This is a genomic window from Meiothermus taiwanensis WR-220 (assembly GCF_003568585.1).
Taxonomy (GTDB): Bacteria; Deinococcota; Deinococci; order Deinococcales; family Thermaceae; genus Meiothermus; species Meiothermus taiwanensis.
Genome location: NZ_CP021130.1, coordinates 325923 through 341691, shown reverse-complemented (window position 1 = coordinate 341691; position 15769 = coordinate 325923). Strand labels below are relative to the sequence as shown.

The window sequence follows — 15769 nt, the reverse complement described above, 5'->3', positions numbered from 1 at the left end:
TATAACCTTTTCGCACACCCAGGCTACCCTAAACCCCAGGGAGGTATCTCTTGATAAAACAACGTTTGTTTGTGTGGGCAGGACTCTTACTGACCGCTGGAATACTGATGGGTCTGGGGCAGAATGCCCTGCCCGAAGGCCCTGGGCGTGAGCTGGTTCTGCAAAAATGCCAGACCTGCCATGACATAGGCTTTGTATCCCGGGAGCGCCAGCCCCGGGATCGCTGGGACGCGATAATCACCGAGATGCAAAGCTACGGCCTGCGCCTCACCAACGAGGAGCGGGCGGCCATCCTGAATTACCTGGCCACCTATCTGGCTCCAGGGGCTGCCGCCCCGGCCCCGGCCAGTCCTGCAGCCTCAGCGCCTGCCAATGGCGCAGCCCTTTACAGCAACTGCGTAGGCTGCCATCAGGCCAACGGGGCGGGTGTACCCGGGGTGTTTCCTCCGCTGGCCGGTCACATACCGGACATTCTGGCGGCCAAAGGGGGGCGGGAGTGGCTTGTCCAGGTCTTACTCTACGGGTTACAGGGCAGCATCAGCGTCAAGGGGGCCAACTATAACGGCATGATGCCCGCTTACCCCCAGCTCAGCAATGCCGAGATCGCCGCTCTTCTCAACCACATCGCAACCCAGTGGGGCAATGCCTTCCCCAGCGGCCAATCCCCCTTTACGCCGGAGGAGATCCAGGCCCAGCGCAACAAGAACCTGACGGCCCAGCAGGTGCTGGCGGCAAGACAACAGCTCGGCCTGCGATGAACCGGATCCTCTCCCTCCATGCTGGGCTAGAGCCTGCGCTGCCCAAGCCGGCCCTGGCGCAGGCTCGTCTGGTGGAGGGCCAGGGCGTGCTGGGCGACCGGCATTTTGGCAAGCACCCCGACCGGGCGGTGCTCATCGCCGGGCAGACCAGCTACGCCAAAGCACGCCAGGCCGGCATCGAGCTGCCCTGGGGGGCCTTGGGGGAGAACCTGCTGGTGGACTTCGACCCCCATGCACTGGGCCCGCACAGTCGGTTGAAGATCGGAACGGCGGTGCTCGAGCTCACCACCATCTGCACGGTCTGCGAGGCCCTCTCGGCCTTCGATCTGCGCCTGCCCAAGCTGCTCTACAAGGCCCGTGGAATGTATGCGCGGGTATTACATGGTGGGGTGGTGCGCATAGGTGACCCGGTGGAGGTGCTCACCCCCAACCCCTTGCCCCGCATGGGGTAGGCTGGGGTCATGCGCATTCTCACCGCTGAAGAAACCGCCCAAGCCCTCCCCTACCCGGCCCTGGCCCAGGCCATCGCCGGGGTGCTCGAGGCCCGTGCCCAGGGGCTGGTTCAGGCCCCCGAGCGCCTGGTGGTACCGCTGGCGGGCGGGGCCACCCTGCTGCTGATGCCCGCCACCGACCCCCAGATCACCGTGACCAAACTGGTGACGGTACACCCCCAAGAGCGCCCCAGCGTGCGGGCCGAGGTCTGGGTGATGCGCACCGATACCGGCGAGCGGCTGGCCCTGCTGGACGGCGCGGTGGTCACGGCCCGGCGCACGGCGGCGGTCTCGCTGCTGGCCGCCCAGACCCTGGCCCCCCATCCCACCGGCACCCTGCTCATCATCGGGGCGGGCGTGCAGGCCAGAAGCCACCTGGAGGCCTTTCAGGAGGGCCTGGGCACCGACAAGGTATACGTGCACTCGCGCCACTTCGAACACGCCGAAGCCCTGGCCTCCTACGCCCGTGGGCGCGGCCTGCGGGCCCAGGCCGTGCGCAGCCTCGAGCCCGTCCTCGAGGAGGTGCGCCTGATCGTAACCGCCACCACCAGCCCCACCCCGGTGCTGCGGCGAGCGCCTGCGGGGGCTTTTATCGCCGCCGTGGGGGCCTACCGTCCCGAGATGGCCGAGGTGGCCCCGGAGCTGGTGCGGCAGGCCCGGCTGTACGTGGATACCCTCGAGGGGGCCCGTGCGGAGGCCGGCGACCTTTTGCAGGCCGGGGCGGACTGGAACCTTGTGCAGCCGCTCGAGGCGGCCCTGCAGCAACCCAGGCCGGCCTCGAGTACGGTGCTCTTCAAGAGCGTGGGGCATGCGCTGTGGGATCTGGCCGCAGCCCGCCTGGCGGTGCAATCGCTGGGCATCCGGTAAGCTGGTAGGCATGTACCTCACGGTTTTTTGCACCGTTCCCGACCTCGAGACCGCCCGGCGCATTGCCCGCACATTGGTACACGAGGAACTCGCGGCCTGTGTCAACCTCCTGCCAGGCCTCACCTCGGTCTACCGCTGGCAGGGCCAGGTCGAGGAGAGCAGCGAACTGCTGCTCATCATCAAAACCCGCCAGGAGCGCTACCCCGCCCTGGAAGCCCGCATCAAAGCGCTGCACCCCTACCAGGTGCCCGAGATCATCGCCCTGGCCATCGAGCAGGGGTCAATGAGCTACCTGGATTGGATCAGCGAGAGCACCGGGACAGGCGGGGTCGGGGGCTAACCCCTACCCCGGCCGCGTGCGGCTGTAGCTACACCCGAAGTGTGGCCAGCGCCAAAAGCCCCTGCACCGGATGCTTACGGTCAATCTCCTGAAGAAGCCGCAGCATATACACCACCGCCGCCGCGTCCCAGGCCTGGGGCCGGCAAGAAGCCGGGTAGGGCACCGGCGGCTCCCCTTCCCGCTTGGGGTAGCCCCCCACCAGCTCCGGCAGGCGCCCGTCGGGCTGGCTCATGGCTAAGCGGAAGAGGGCCTCCATGGCCCGCAGGGCCTCCTCGTAAAAGCCGTAGCGCACCAGCCCCCCAATCAACAGGGCGTTGTCGTGCGGCCAGACCGAGCCGTTGTGGTACGAGAGCGGGTTGTAGCGCACCTCCCCCGCGCCCAGGGTGCGCACCCCCCAGCCGCTAAAAAGCGCCTCGGAGAAGAGGGTCTCGATCAGTTGGGGGGCTACCTCCTCCGGCACGATGCCGCTCCACAGCAGGTGGCCGGGGTTAGAGGTGAGGATGGCCATGGGTCGTTTTTCCCCATCCAGGCCCGCCGCGTAGGTACGCAGTTCGGGCAGCCAGAAGGCCTGGTGGAAGCGCGTCCTGAGGGCCTGGGCTTTGGCCTCCCATGCTTCGGCTTGAGCGGCCTCGCCCAGCGCCCGGTAAAACTCCGCCGCGCACCGATAGGCCATATAGGCATAGCCCTGCACCTCACATACGGCAATGGCCCCCTGGGCCAGCGAGCCGTCCTGGTGGCTCTGGGAGTCGAAGGAGTCTTTCCAGGACTGCACCAGGTGGCCCTTCTGGGTGTTGGGGGCGTACTCCAGAAAGCCGTCCTGGTCGGGGTCGGCGTAGTCGGTCATCCAGGCCAGGGCCGCCTCCCAGTGGGGCTGCAAGCGGCGCACAAAGGCCATATCGCCGCTGTCTTTCCAGTACCGGTGCAGCAGGATGACAAACAGCGGGGTAGCGTCCACGGTGCCGTAGTAGCGGGCAAAGGGCACCTGGCCGGTGCGCGAAAGCTCACCCAGGCGCATCTCGTGGATGATCTTGCCGGGGGTCTCGTCCAAAAACGGGTTCACCTCCCGGCCCTGGTACTTGGCCAGGTAGGTCAGCACCCCCTGGGTTACCTCGCTGGCCCAGGGCTGCATCATGTAGGCCGTTAGCAGGGAGTCGCGGCCAAAAGGGCAGACATACCAGGGGATCCCCGCCGCCGGAAACAGCCCCTCGGGCAGGGAGAAAAGCAGCGCCCGCAGGTCGGCGATGGCCTGCTCCAGAACCTGCTGGCTGCGCCCGCTTTCCATCTGCAGGGGGAAGCGCTGCCGCCACTCCTGGTAGCTGGGCAGGGGTGGGGTGTGGGGCTCGAAGGGGCTCTCGAAGCGGCCCTTCAGGTGCAAAAGCACTTTCTGCTTGGGTTCTAGGTCGAAGCGCCAGGTGTACACCGCGCCGCCCTCGAGCGGTGTCTCTTGAACCGGAGGGGGGTCGAAGGTGAGGCGGGTAGCCAGCCGCAGGCCGTCGGGGGCGGTGTACTCGAGGCCCTGGATCTTGCGGTTAACCTTGTGCCAGCCCCTGGCCTCGAACAGGTCGGCAAAATCGGCCTGGGCCTGCAGGGCAATCTCCACGGCCTGGGCTTCCAGTGCGGTGTTCTCCAGCTCCAGCCGCTCCCAGAACCCACCCCGCTCCATCTGGAGCTCCCGCCGCACCCCCACCACCTGATCGGGGCCTTTAATCCAGCTCCAGTGCTGCACCAGGCGGTCGGGGCGGGGGCTGTGCGAGAGCAGCAGGCTGAAGCCCGGCAGCATCCAGGTGTACCTCGAGAGGTAGCGGGTATCGTGCCGGTAAAAGCCCTGCTCCCCCGCTTCCACCAGGCCCTGGTCTGATAAAACTGCGTAAGTATCGTCTTCTTTGAGCGGAAGCATTAAAAACCCTCTATCTTAAGGCTCCAGTAGGGTATGGACTGGCGGTAGGTACCGGCCTCATCCCTTGAGCGCACTGGTGGAAACCCCTTCCACAAAGTAGCGCTGAAACACCACGAACAAGATGATAATGGGGATCATGGAAAGGAAGGCGCTGGCCAGCATCAGGCCCCAGTCGCCCGCCACTCCGTAGGCGCTGCGGAAGAAGGAAAGGCCCAGGGGCAGGGTGTAGCTGGCCTGCTGGCCCGAGAGCACCACCGCCGCTTTGAAAAACTCGTTCCACATACCCTGGAAGGTCAGGATGGTGAGCGCCCCCAGCGCGGGTGTGGCCATGGGCAGGATGATGCGGAAGAAGGTGGTGACGGGGGTGGCCCCGTCGATCAGGGCCGCCTCCTCGATCTCGCGGGGGATGGATTCGAAAAACTGCTTCATGATAAACACCGCCCCCGCCCCCACCGCGCTCCAGACGATCATGCCCCACAGGCTCCCCAGCAAGCCCAGGTCGCGCAGCACCAGGTAGTTGGAGATAAAGGTGGCCTGGCCGGGCACGGTCATGGTAAAGACGATGAAGGCGAACAGGTAGTTCTTGCCCGGCAGGTACATGCGGGCCAGGGCGTAGCCCCCCAGCGAGGCAAAGAGCAGGGTGGTGAGCACCACCGCCAGGCTCACAAAAAAGCTGTTGGCCGTCCAGCGCAGAAAGAAGCTGGCCCCGGTGTTGGGGTCGCGGGCCTCGTTGAAGACCCGCACATAGTTGCGGAAAACGTAGCCGAAGAAGCCCGGTGTGATGCTATCCCAGCTCGCCACCCGTCCGCGGCGCTCGAGGCGGTTGGGGTCGAGGGTGGCCGCGTAGTACCGCTGGCCCCTGGGGGCCTCTATATCCAAAGGCAGGCGGGGCACCGTGGGTAAACTCGCCGTAGCATCGCCCCTGGGATAGCGGATGGTGAAGGCATAGGTCACGATCTGGCCCGGCTGACCCCCCACCACCGCCGGACGGCGGCTCACCTCCTGCACCTCGGAAACCTGGGCGTACGGGGCCGCCTGCACCTCGTCGAAGATGGCCCCCAGGCCGGCCCCGGCCCGCCGGGTGGGCACCGTGACGGTGGGGGGTTCGGGCTCCTGCCCTTCCTCCACAAAATAGCTGATCTGGAAGGGAACCTCGGCGCCCGGTGCAAACCCGCCCGTCCAGGGGTTGCCCGCGCCCAGCTGCCCCAGCCGCCAGGCCGCCGCCCAGTTTTTGGGCTGGGTCTGGGGAAAGGAGTAACGGAAGGGCCACTCGAGCGGGTTGTCCTTAAGGCTACCCAGAAAGGCCACGTAGAAGGGCCCGATAAAAAAGACCGCCAGCGCCAGCATGGTGCCATACACCCAGCCCGCTCGAGCCCAGCGCTGGCGGGCCAGGTGGCGCTCGTCCGGTTTGCGCATGGGTCGGACTGCTTGTGTCGCCATCCCACACCCCCTAGTGGGCCTTCTCCGAGATGCCCAAAGCCCGTTGCAAGAGCACGATGGCGAAGGTCAGCCCCGCCAGAATCAAAGCCGCCGCCGAGGCCAGCCCCACCTTGCCCTCCCCGCTAAACACGTTGTTGTAGACGTAATAGGCCAGCACGATGATCGAGTCCAGCGGGGCCGCATCGCCCATCAGGGCCACCTGGTCGAACATCTGCAAGGTGCCGATGAGCGACAGGGTGATCACCAAAAAAGTCACCGGGCGCAGCATGGGCACGGTCACGCTAAAGAACTGCTGCAATGGGGTTGCGCCGTCAATGGAGGCCGCCTCGTAGAGGCTCTTGGGGATGTCCTGTAAGCCCGCCAGGAAGATCAGCATCAGGGTGGGGATGGTGGTGAAGGTGTTGAGGATAACGATGCTCCAAAGCGGGATGGGAACCCCCAGAAAGCGGTCGGGGTTGGTGAGCCAGGTGAACTCGGGGGGGCGGGCCTCGAGGGGCCGCACCACCCCCAGCCCCACCAGCCCCCAGGTGAGGGCCAGCGCCACCACCAGCGAGATGGTAGCCAGGGCCGGGTCGAGCCAGGGCACTGGCAGCCCCCGCCAGCGCTCCAGGCCCACCTGCACCGCCTGGGCCAGCACAAAAAGCACCCCAAAGGTCAGTAGCACCGGGCTCAGCGAGCCGATATACCCAATAAAGGTGTTCAGAAAACCGGTTTTCTGGAAAAACCAGATGGCAATGACCGTTACCGCGGCCGAGGAGAGCACGCTGGGAATGTAGTAAACCGTGCGGAAAAAGGTAATCCCGCGCAGCCGCTGGTTGAGCACCGCCGCCAGGGCCAAAGCCAGAAAGGTTTGCAGCGTAGTAACCACCAGCATGAAGCTGATGGAGTGGGTAAGGGCGGCCAGAAAGCGCGGCTCGCGGAAAAGCTCCACGAAGTTCGCAAAGCCCACAAACCGGCTCGACTGCCCAATCAGGGTGGCGTCGGTAAAGCTAAAGCCCACCGTGCGGACAAAGGCGAAGACGAAGAAAATGCCCAGGTGAATCAAAAACGGGGCCAGAAACAAGAGCGCATACAGCGCTTCTATTCGCTGTGAGCGAAGCATGCACACCCCCTAAGGGTTGGAGCAGGGCCCGGCCCTGCTCCACAGACCTCCAACCTTTAGCGGACGATGCGGTTCAGCTCGGCCTGGGCGTCGGCAATGGCCTGATCCACCGTCTTCTTGCCGGTAATCACCGCCTGCAAGGCCTCGTTGATGGGGCGCATCCAGTTACCCCCGTCCAGCGCCCCAAACTTGAAGGGCAGCACCGCCCCGCCCACACTGGTCGAGCCCTGGAAGACCACCCGGTTCAGTTCGTTTTCCTTGCCGGGGCGCTGGAAAATGGGGCTGTTGGCCAGCGCGCTGCGGCTGGGCAGGGCCAGGCCGCGGGAGAGAATCCAGTTCTGGGCCTCGGGGCTGGTCAGGGCCCGCAGCACCTTGGCGGCTGCCTCCTTGTTTCTGGAGGCCGCGTTCATGCTCCAGGAGACCGTGAAGATGAAGTTGCCCCGCTGCTTGGTGACCGGATCGAGGGGGATCAGGGTAGTGCCGTAGCGCATGTTGGGGGCCTTGTCGCGCAGGAAGCCGCCAATCCAGGCCCCCTCGATGGCCACCGCGGCCTTCTCGGCCCCAAAGCAGCCCCCCGTCCAGCCCTCGCCCAGATCCTGGGCGTACTTACCCGCCCCATCCTTGACCAGGCTGGTGTACCACTCGAAGGCCCGGCGGAAGTTGGCGTCCAGCACGGTGCGGCCCTGGGCGTTGAAGGGCCGCCAGCCGGTGGCGTGGGCGAAAGCCCCGAAGCGGGCGTGGTCGGCCACCACGCAGAGCCCGGCCACGTCCTTAATGGCAGCCTGTACGCGTTTGAGCTTGTCTTTGAAGGTGTCCCAGGTGTCGGTCTGGTTGGGATAGGGCACCTTGGCCTCGTCGAAGAGGTCTTTGTTGAACTGCACAGCCAGGGTGTTGAAGTCCTTGGGCAGGCCGTAGACGTTGCCGCGCAGGGTAAAGGCGTTCAGCAGGTTGCGGTTGAAGACGGCCAGCTCCTGCGGGGTGAAGTATTTGTTCAGGGGCTCCACCCGGCCCGAAGCAAACAAAGGCTCCGACCAGAAGATGTCCACATAAAAGAGGTCGGCGGCGGTGCCTGCCGAGAGGGCGTTGAGCAGGGCCGCGCGGTAATCGCCCTCGATGCCCTGGTACTCGGCCCGGATGCCTTCTTTTTCCAGGGCCGGGTTTACGATCTCCCGCACCAGGCTGCTCATGATGGCGGTATCGTTGCCGCCGAAACCTTGTAGCTTCACTACCGTTTGCGCCGAGGCCAGGCCCAGCACAGCCAGGGCCAGGGTTACCAGTATTTTCTTCATAGGTTCCTCCTATAGAAATGAAGCCTTTAACCGATTTGTCCGCTTTTGTTGGGATATCTTCCTACCCTCCCACCTCCTTCAAACAGGTGGTGCCCCGTACCACCAGGCGCACCGGCACCCGTACTCCATGGGGGGCGGCCCCTGCCAGGGCCTCTTTGAGTAGACGGGCCGTGGTACGGGCAATCTCTGCGATCTCCTGCCGCACGGTGGTGAGCTGTTCGCCCACCTCGGGCAGGTCGTCGTAGCCCACCAGCGAGACGTCCTGGGGCACCCGCTGGCCCAGATCCTCCAAGGCCGCCAGGGCCCCCACCGCCATCTCATCGGAAGCCGCGAAAAGGGCGCTGAAGCGCAGGCCCCCTTCCCAGGCCTTGCGCACCACCCGGTAGGCCGTAAGGGTGGAAAAGTCGCCGTCCAGCACCAGCTCGGGCCGGTAGGGTACCTGGTAGGCCTCGAGCGCCCGTCGGTAGCCGCGCAGCCGCTCCCGTCCGGCCTGGTGTTGGGGCTGGCCGGTCAGGTGGGCAATCTCGCGGTGGCCGAGCTCGAGCAGGTGCCGGGTGGCCGCATAGGCCCCACCCTCGTCGTCCGGTGCCACCCAGAAAGCCCCCGGATACACCCCCACCAGCACGTGGGGCGTCCGGGCCTGGGCCAGGGCCTCGAGCCGGGGGTCGTGGTCGTGCGCCCCCAGCAGGATGTAGCCTTTGGCCGGCTTGAGGGGCAGGCCGGCGGGGTCGGTGGGGGTCTCCTCCAGGCGCAGCCCGGCCTGCCACAGCGCCTCGGAAAGGCGTTCGAACAACAGCACAAAGTACGGGATGTAGCGCCGCACCCCAGGGGCCAGCAGAATGCCCACGGTGTCGCCCTTGCCGGTGAGCTCGCGGGCGGCCTGCATGGGCACGTAGCCCAGGCGCTGCACCACCTCGAGCACCCGGGCTTTGGTCTCGGGGTGCACCCCGGGCCGCTGGTTGAGCACCCGGCTGACCGTGCCAGTGGATACCCCGGCCAGACGGGCCACATCTTGAATGGTGGGGGTCTGTTGGTTGTTCATAGCCGGTTTTGTAAACGCTTACAGAGTTTCGTTTATAATAAAACCTCTCAAAAATCTATGTCAATAGGCAAAATATTTTTTACTGAATAGCATTTTGTAAACGCTTACAAAAGCTGGGCCAGCCTGCCTACTGATAAGATGATGGGCGACATGAAAGGACTCATTCTTGCCGCTGGACGAGGCACCCGGCTTCGTCCCCTCACCCATACGCGCCCCAAGCCGGTCATCCGGCTGGCTGGCAAGCCCATCATTCGCTATGCTGTGGACAACCTGCTCGAGGCCGGTATCACCGAAATAGGCGTGGTGGTCTCTCCCGACACCATCGAAGATATCAAGCAGGCCCTCAAAGGTTGCCCAGGGGTTCAGATCAGCTTCATTGTGCAGGAGGAAGCCCTGGGCATTGCCCATGCGGTCGGCACGGCCAGAGACTGGCTGGGGCAGAGTCCTTTTGTGCTGTACCTGGGCGACAACCTCTTTCAAAAAGGCGTCAAACCATTTGTGGAAGCCTATACACCTGGGCTGGGGGCGGTGATAGCCCTGGTGCGCGTACCCGATCCCCGGCAGTTTGGGGTGGCCGTGCTGGAGGAAGGGCGGATCCGGCAGCTCCTCGAAAAACCCCAAGATCCCCCTTCCGATCTGGCGGTGGCCGGGGTGTACGTGTTTGGCCCGGTCATCATGGACATCATTGCCGACCTGAAACCCAGCGCCCGGGGCGAGTATGAGATTACCGACGCCATCCAGGCCCTGGTGGATCAGGGCCACACCGTGCTGGGGCAGGAAATTGCCGGCTGGTGGAAGGATACCGGACGCCCCGCCGACCTGCTGGATGCCAACCGACTCCTGCTGGTGGAGCAAAAAAGCCCCACCCCGGTCATCGAAGGGCAGGTCTACGAAAGCCAGGTAACAGGGCGCGTGGTTATTGAAAAGGGCGCAGTGGTCAAAAACAGCACCATTCTGGGCCCGGTGCACATCGCCCCCAACGCAATAATCGAGGGCGCTTATATCGGCCCCTTTACCTCGGTGGGGCCCAACGCTGTGGTACGGCAGGCCGAGGTGGAGTATTCCATCCTTGAAGACGGTGCAGTGGTCGAGGACGTACCGCTGCGCTTACACGAGTGCATCCTGGGTGTAAAGGCCCGGGTAACCAGGCGCCACGGCCTGCCCAAAGCCCACAAGCTGGTTCTGGGTGACCTGAGCAGCCTCGAGCTGGCCTAGCCTCACCAGCCACCCGCTCACGCTGGGATAATGACTGCCCACCTTCGCTCGGTGCTGGAGCTTAGTGTTCAGAAGCCGGCGAAGTGGGCCAGAAACCACAGGTTCCTCGGCAAAATCGGCGGCCCCCGTATGGGGGCTTTTGCTGTTGCAGGCTACCGGCTTTCGCGGTATCGCCGCAGGTTCTCCATGTCTTCCTGCACCAGGTCGTCCCGCCAGGCCAGCGACTCCAGGTGGTGGCGCAGTTCGTGCAGCAGGGTTTCCCAGATCTCGCCCTCCCAGTCGAAGCTGGGATCTTCGGCAGCCAGTGCCGCAAAAGAGCCGTAAAACAGGGCGATGTGCCGCCCGATGCCCTCAAATCCCCCCAGCACCGAAGGATAGCCAGGGTCGTAGTACTCCCCCAGCCGCAGCAGTTCGGGCTCGTCGGGGTCGGGTTTGAGCTGTTCAAGCACATGAAGGCCGTGCAAGCCTCGCTTGTACTCGGCTGGAATTTCGTCCCACAAGCGCTCGGCTGTTTCAACAAAGGCTTCGTAGGTCATCGGGCCCAGTCTGGCACAGATACCTTAAACCAACCGTGAGGGTGGGCAGGCTTGACAGTTTTTTAGTTTTACCTAAAAATAAAAGCCTGATTATAGAGCCTCGCCTAAATATGGTCTTATGAGCAGAAACACCCACCGCACCCCCCTCTCCGAAGCCCAGGAAGACTATCTAAAGCAGGTCTTGCTGCTGGGCAGTGGAGAGGGTATGGGCCGGCTGGAGGACACCCTGCCGGTATCCACCCAGTCGCTGGCCGACCGGATGCAGGTCAAGCCCGCCTCCGTCACCGGGATGCTCAAGAAGCTGGCCGAGCTCGGCCTGGTGGAGTACGAGGCCTACCGGGGCGTGCGGCTTACCGAGGCCGGCTACAAGGTGGCCCTCGAGGTGCTCCGCCACCACCGGCTCATCGAGGCCTATCTGCACCAGGCCCTGGGCTATGGCTGGGAGGAGGTGCACGCCGAAGCAGAAAAGCTCGAGCACCACATCTCGGAAGCCTTCGAACAGCGCATCGCCGAGTGGCTGGGCCACCCTTCCCACGACCCCCACGGCGACGTCATCCCCAGCGCGGCCCTCGAGCTCCCCCCCACCACCCCCAACCGCCGCCTGGCGGCCTTGCAAAGCGGCCAGTGCGGCACGGTGGCGCGGGTGGCCACCCAGGATCAGGACGCCCTTAACCTCTTGGCCCAGCTAGGCCTCAAGCCCGGGGCTACGCTGCACCTGCTCGAGCAGGGGGCCGAGGGCAGCCGCATACAGGTGGGGGGCCAGCGCTACCTGCTACCCACCAGCCTGGCCCAGGTGCTGTGGATACAGATCGAGGAGGATCAGGATGCAAATCCGTAACCACCTAAGACTTCTTGTACTGCTGGCCCTGCTGGCGCCGGGCCTGGCAACCCAGGCCGCCGCCCAGCCGGACAAAATCGCCCAGCTTCAGCCGGTGCGGCAAACCCCGGTGCGGGTGGTGACCACAGTCAACTTCATCACCGACCTGGTGCAGCAGGTAGGGGGCGACCGCGTCCGGGTGGAGGGCCTGATGGGGGCCGGGGTAGACCCCCACCTCTACAAGGCCTCGGCGGGCGATGTGCGCCGGCTCCAGCAGGCCGACCTGGTCTTCTACGCCGGGCTGCACCTCGAGGGCAAGATGGTGGAACTGCTGGAACGCCTACCCAAGGCCATCGCAGTGACCGACACCATCCCCCGCGAGCGCCTGATTCGGCCTGCTGGCGGCTTCCAGGGGCAGTACACCTACGATCCCCACGTCTGGTTCGATGTAACCCTCTGGCAGCTCACCATCAACCAGGTACGGGATGCGCTCAGCAGAGTAGACCCCGCCGGGGCCAGCCGCTACCGGGCCAATGCCGAAGCCTACCGCAAGCGCCTCGAGCAACTGGATGCCTTCATCCGCCAGCAAATTGCCCAGGTTCCGCCGCAGCAACGGGTGCTGATCACCGCCCACGACGCTTTTAACTACCTGGGCAGGCGGTATGGCCTCGAGGTGCGGGGCTTGCAGGGCATCTCCACCGTATCCGAGGCCGGCACCCGCGACGTGCAGGCCCTGGCCGACTTCATCGTCGAGCGCAGGATTCGCGCCATCTTCGTGGAGTCCAGCGTGCCCCGGCGCGCCATCGAGGCGGTGGTGGCAGCGGTGCGGGCTCGAGGCTGGCGCGTAACCATCGGGGGTGAGCTTTTTTCCGACGCCGCCGGCAGCCCCGGCACCCCCGAGGGCACCTATGTGGGCATGATGGAGCACAACATCCGCACCATCGTGAACGGGCTGCTGGGGAGGGAGCCGTGATCGCCCAGCCCAAAACCGTTCAGCACCCGGAATCCGGGGCCTCGAGCCCCCTCAGCGTGCGCGACCTGACCGTGGTCTACCGGGAGAAGCCGGCCTTGTGGGATGTGGATCTGGAAGTGCCCGCCGGGCAGCTCTGCGCCATTGTGGGCCCCAATGGGGCGGGCAAATCCACCCTGATTAAGGCCGTCCTGGGGCTGGTACCGGTGGCCTCGGGGCAGGTGCGTTTTTTCGGCCAGAGCCTGGAACAGGCCCGCAAACGCATCGGCTATGTGCCCCAGCGGGGTTCGGTGGACTGGGACTTCCCCACCAGCGCGCTGGACGTGGTGATGATGGGGCTCTACGGCCGGCTGGGCTGGTTCAGGCGGCCTGGGAGGCTCGAGCGCGAGGCGGCCCTGCGCTGCTTGGAGCAGGTCTCGATGAGCGAGTTCGCCGAGCGGCAAATTTCCCAGCTTTCGGGCGGGCAGCAGCAGCGGGTGTTTCTGGCCCGCGCCCTGGCCCAGAACGCCGATCTCTACTTTATGGACGAGCCCTTCGCCGGGGTGGATGCCGTGACCGAGGAGGCCATCCTGCACGTCCTGCACCAGCTCAAAGGGCAGGGCAAAACCGTGGTGGTGGTGCACCACGACCTGCAAACCGTGCGCGACTACTTCGACCACCTGACCCTGCTCAACGTGCAGGTCATTGCCAGCGGGCCCATGGACGAGACCTTCACCCCCGAGAACCTGAAGCGAACCTACGGGGAGCGGATGCGGTGGGAAGCCTAAACGGGAGTGGGTATGTCCGACCTCCTGCTCATCTTTACCGACTACACCCTGCGCAACGTGGCGCTGGGTTCGGCCATGCTGGGGGTGGTGGGCGGGGTGCTGGGGGTTTTTGCCGTCCTGCGCCGCCAGAGCCTGCTGGGGGATGTGCTGGCCCACGCCGCGCTACCGGGCATCTGCCTGGCCTTCATCCTCACCGGCGCCAAGGCCCCGCTCATTCTGCTGGTGGGCGGGGGCCTGGCCGGCTGGCTGGCCGCCTGGCTGGTGCTGGCCGTCTTGCGCCATAGCCGCCTGCCCGAGGACTCGGCCCTGGGGGTGATGCTCAGCAGCTTTTTTGGGTTTGGCGTGGCCCTGCTCACCTTTATCCAGCACAGCAACAACGCCAGCCAGGCCGGGCTGGATCAGTACATCTTCGGGCAGGCCGCGACCATTGTGGCCTCCGACGTGCTGAACTTTACGGTGCTGGGCGGGCTGGCCCTCCTCACCGTGGGCCTCTTCTACAAGGAGTTCAAGCTGCTGGCCTTCGACCCCGCCTACGCCCACAGCCTGGGCCTGCCGGTGCGGGGGCTGAACACCCTCCTCACCTCGCTGACGGTGCTGGCGGTCATGGTGGGGCTGCAAACCGTGGGGGTGGTCTTGATGGCGGCCATGCTGATTGCCCCGGCTGCTGCCGCAAGACAGTGGACCGACCGGCTGGGGGCCATGATCGGGCTCTCGGCGCTGTTTGGGGCGTTGGCCGGGGTGAGCGGGGCTTTGATCTCGGCCACCCGCGAAAACCTGCCCACCGGCCCGCTGGTGGTGCTCTCGATGAGCGCCATCCTGCTGGTCTCGCTCTTTTTTGCCCCACTCAGGGGGCTGGTGTGGGACTGGGCCCGCACCCGGCAGCACCGCCGCCGGGTGTACCTCGAGCGCCTCCTGCTGGACGCCCACGTGCTGCACGCCCACGGCACCCTGACCCCGCAGTCCCTGGCAGAGCGCCGCCGCGAGCCGGTGGCGGTGGCCTTACAGAACCTCGAGGCCCTGCGGTCTTTGGGCTGGGTACAGGAACACCCGCAGGGCTTTATCCTCACACCGACCGGCGAACAGAAAGCCCACGAACTCGAGCAGGCCATGCGGGTTTTGCTGCATAGGGTGGAGGGTTCGTCATGAACGCCGACCTGGTCATCATCCTTACCGCCATCCTGGTTTCCACGGCCTCGGCCCTGGTGGGCAGCTTCCTGGTGCTGCGGCGCATGGCCCTGCTGTCCGACGCCATCTCCCACGCGGTGCTACCGGGCATCGTGCTGGCCTACTGGCTTTCCGGTGGCGAGCGGGCCACATTGCCAGCTTTGCTGGGGGCCGCCGCCGCAGGCCTGGTGACTGTCGTCCTGGTGGAGTGGCTGACCCGCACCGGCAGGGTCAAAAACGATGCAGCCATCGGCATTGTGTTCCCTGCGCTGTTCAGCCTGGGGGTCTTGGCGGTCTCGCTTTTCTTCCGCAACGTGCACCTGGACATGGACGCCGTGCTCTACGGCGAGATCGCCTATGCGCCCTTCAACACCCTGAGCCTGTGGGGCCGGGAAGTTCCCGAGTCGTGGCTGGTGATGGGCTCGCTGACCCTGCTCAACCTGCTGTTCGTGCTGCTTTTTTACAAGGAACTCAAGCTCGCCACCTTCGATCCCGGCCTGGCTGCCGCGCTGGGCTTCGCCCCCGGTGCGCTGTACTACGGCCTGATGACCCTGGTCTCCTTCACCTCGGTGGGGGCTTTCCAGTCGGTGGGGGCCATTTTGATTGTGGCCTTTCTGATCATCCCCCCCGCTACAGCTTATCTGCTCACACAGCGCCTGCCGGTCATGCTGGCCCTGGCGGTGGGGGTCGGGGTGGTTTCCAGCCTGGCGGGGTATGCGCTGGCCATCTGGCTGGACGCTTCCATCGCCGGCATGATGGCCACGGTAGCCGGCCTCTGCTTTGCCCTGGCCTTCCTCTTCTCGCCTGTGGAGGGCTACCTCACCACCCGCCTGCGCCGGGAACGGCAGCGCCTCGAGGTCGCCGCCCGTCTGCTGGTCGCGCACCTGGCCCATCACAGCCAGCCGGTGCCCGAACAGGAGGTGCTCGAGGAGTTTGGGTGGAACCCCAGGTTTCTCGGGCAGGTCAGGGAAAAAGCCCTGCAAGCGGGTTGGCTCGAGGTGGTGCGGGAAGGGCTGCGCCCGACAGCGCGCGGCCTCGCCATGAGCAGCGCTCAGCTCGAGCCCAACCCATAGG

General features: G+C 65.3%; 16 protein-coding genes. 10 read left to right on the top strand and 6 right to left on the bottom strand.

Annotated elements, in window-relative coordinates:
• The first annotated feature begins 71 nt into the window (after positions 1 to 71).
• The 4 genes from MTAI_RS15565 to cutA are packed head-to-tail and all read left to right on the top strand — an operon-like array spanning position 72 to position 2456.
• Positions 72 to 758: a c-type cytochrome gene (locus tag MTAI_RS15565; RefSeq protein ID WP_280938758.1), complete on the top strand. Its 687-nt coding sequence runs from the start codon at positions 72 to 74 to the stop codon at positions 756 to 758.
• Positions 755 to 1210 carry an MOSC domain-containing protein gene (locus MTAI_RS01800; protein ID WP_027888460.1) on the top strand — a complete coding sequence of 152 codons (456 nt, stop codon included), beginning with the start codon at positions 755 to 757 and terminating at the stop codon, positions 1208 to 1210. Before MTAI_RS15565 ends, MTAI_RS01800 begins: the two co-directional genes overlap by 4 nt.
• Before the next feature lie 9 nt (positions 1211 to 1219).
• Entirely contained in the window at positions 1220 to 2116 is an 897-nt protein-coding gene (locus MTAI_RS01795) for a delta(1)-pyrroline-2-carboxylate reductase family protein (RefSeq protein WP_027888461.1), read from the top strand.
• Positions 2117 to 2126: 10 nt separating this feature from the next.
• Positions 2127 to 2456, top strand: coding sequence for a divalent-cation tolerance protein CutA (gene cutA, locus MTAI_RS01790; protein WP_027888462.1), 330 nt, complete (start codon positions 2127 to 2129; stop codon positions 2454 to 2456).
• Between the two features lie 28 nt (positions 2457 to 2484).
• Here the strand turns inward: cutA and MTAI_RS01785 are convergent, their stop codons facing one another.
• The 5 genes from MTAI_RS01785 to MTAI_RS01765 all read right to left on the bottom strand — a co-directional run bounded on the left by MTAI_RS01785 (position 2485) and on the right by MTAI_RS01765 (position 9226).
• Entirely contained in the window at positions 2485 to 4353 is a 1869-nt protein-coding gene (locus MTAI_RS01785; RefSeq protein ID WP_187388569.1) for an amylo-alpha-1,6-glucosidase, read from the bottom strand.
• A gap of 57 nt (positions 4354 to 4410) precedes the next feature.
• Positions 4411 to 5793 (bottom strand): carbohydrate ABC transporter permease, encoded by a 1383-nt coding sequence (locus tag MTAI_RS01780; RefSeq protein ID WP_043982856.1) that lies wholly within the window; start codon positions 5791 to 5793, stop codon positions 4411 to 4413.
• A gap of 10 nt (positions 5794 to 5803) precedes the next feature.
• Positions 5804 to 6895 carry a carbohydrate ABC transporter permease gene (locus tag MTAI_RS01775; protein ID WP_027888465.1) on the bottom strand — a complete coding sequence of 364 codons (1092 nt, stop codon included), beginning with the start codon at positions 6893 to 6895 and terminating at the stop codon, positions 5804 to 5806.
• Positions 6896 to 6951: 56 nt separating this feature from the next.
• Complete coding sequence (locus tag MTAI_RS01770; RefSeq protein ID WP_027888466.1) at positions 6952 to 8184, bottom strand: extracellular solute-binding protein; 1233 nt, start codon at positions 8182 to 8184, stop codon at positions 6952 to 6954.
• Positions 8185 to 8245: 61 nt separating this feature from the next.
• Positions 8246 to 9226, bottom strand: coding sequence for a LacI family DNA-binding transcriptional regulator (locus MTAI_RS01765; protein WP_027888467.1), 981 nt, complete (start codon positions 9224 to 9226; stop codon positions 8246 to 8248).
• Between the two features lie 150 nt (positions 9227 to 9376).
• On the opposite strand from MTAI_RS01765, the gene MTAI_RS01760 reads away from it, so the two are divergent.
• Complete coding sequence (locus MTAI_RS01760) at positions 9377 to 10441, top strand: glucose-1-phosphate thymidylyltransferase (protein ID WP_027888468.1); 1065 nt, start codon at positions 9377 to 9379, stop codon at positions 10439 to 10441.
• Positions 10442 to 10593: 152 nt separating this feature from the next.
• Here the strand turns inward: MTAI_RS01760 and MTAI_RS01755 are convergent, their stop codons facing one another.
• Positions 10594 to 10977 carry a metallopeptidase family protein gene (locus MTAI_RS01755; protein ID WP_027888469.1) on the bottom strand — a complete coding sequence of 128 codons (384 nt, stop codon included), beginning with the start codon at positions 10975 to 10977 and terminating at the stop codon, positions 10594 to 10596.
• A gap of 118 nt (positions 10978 to 11095) precedes the next feature.
• Between MTAI_RS01755 and mntR the strand changes: the two genes are divergently transcribed.
• The 5 genes from mntR to MTAI_RS01730 are packed head-to-tail and all read left to right on the top strand — an operon-like array spanning position 11096 to position 15768.
• Entirely contained in the window at positions 11096 to 11815 is a 720-nt protein-coding gene (gene mntR / locus MTAI_RS01750) for a manganese-dependent transcriptional regulator MntR (RefSeq protein ID WP_027888470.1), read from the top strand.
• The gene (locus MTAI_RS01745; protein WP_027888471.1) at positions 11802 to 12767 is read left to right on the top strand and encodes a metal ABC transporter solute-binding protein, Zn/Mn family; all 966 of its coding nucleotides are present in this window, start codon (positions 11802 to 11804) and stop codon (positions 12765 to 12767) included. Before mntR ends, MTAI_RS01745 begins: the two co-directional genes overlap by 14 nt.
• Positions 12764 to 13531 (top strand): metal ABC transporter ATP-binding protein, encoded by a 768-nt coding sequence (locus tag MTAI_RS01740; RefSeq protein WP_027888472.1) that lies wholly within the window; start codon positions 12764 to 12766, stop codon positions 13529 to 13531. Before MTAI_RS01745 ends, MTAI_RS01740 begins: the two co-directional genes overlap by 4 nt.
• 12 nt (positions 13532 to 13543) lie before the next feature.
• Entirely contained in the window at positions 13544 to 14677 is a 1134-nt protein-coding gene (locus tag MTAI_RS01735) for a metal ABC transporter permease (RefSeq protein WP_027888473.1), read from the top strand.
• Positions 14674 to 15768 carry a metal ABC transporter permease gene (locus tag MTAI_RS01730; RefSeq protein WP_027888474.1) on the top strand — a complete coding sequence of 365 codons (1095 nt, stop codon included), beginning with the start codon at positions 14674 to 14676 and terminating at the stop codon, positions 15766 to 15768. The genes MTAI_RS01735 and MTAI_RS01730 overlap by 4 nt, the downstream gene beginning before the upstream one ends.
• The last annotated feature ends 1 nt before the right edge of the window (position 15769 follow it).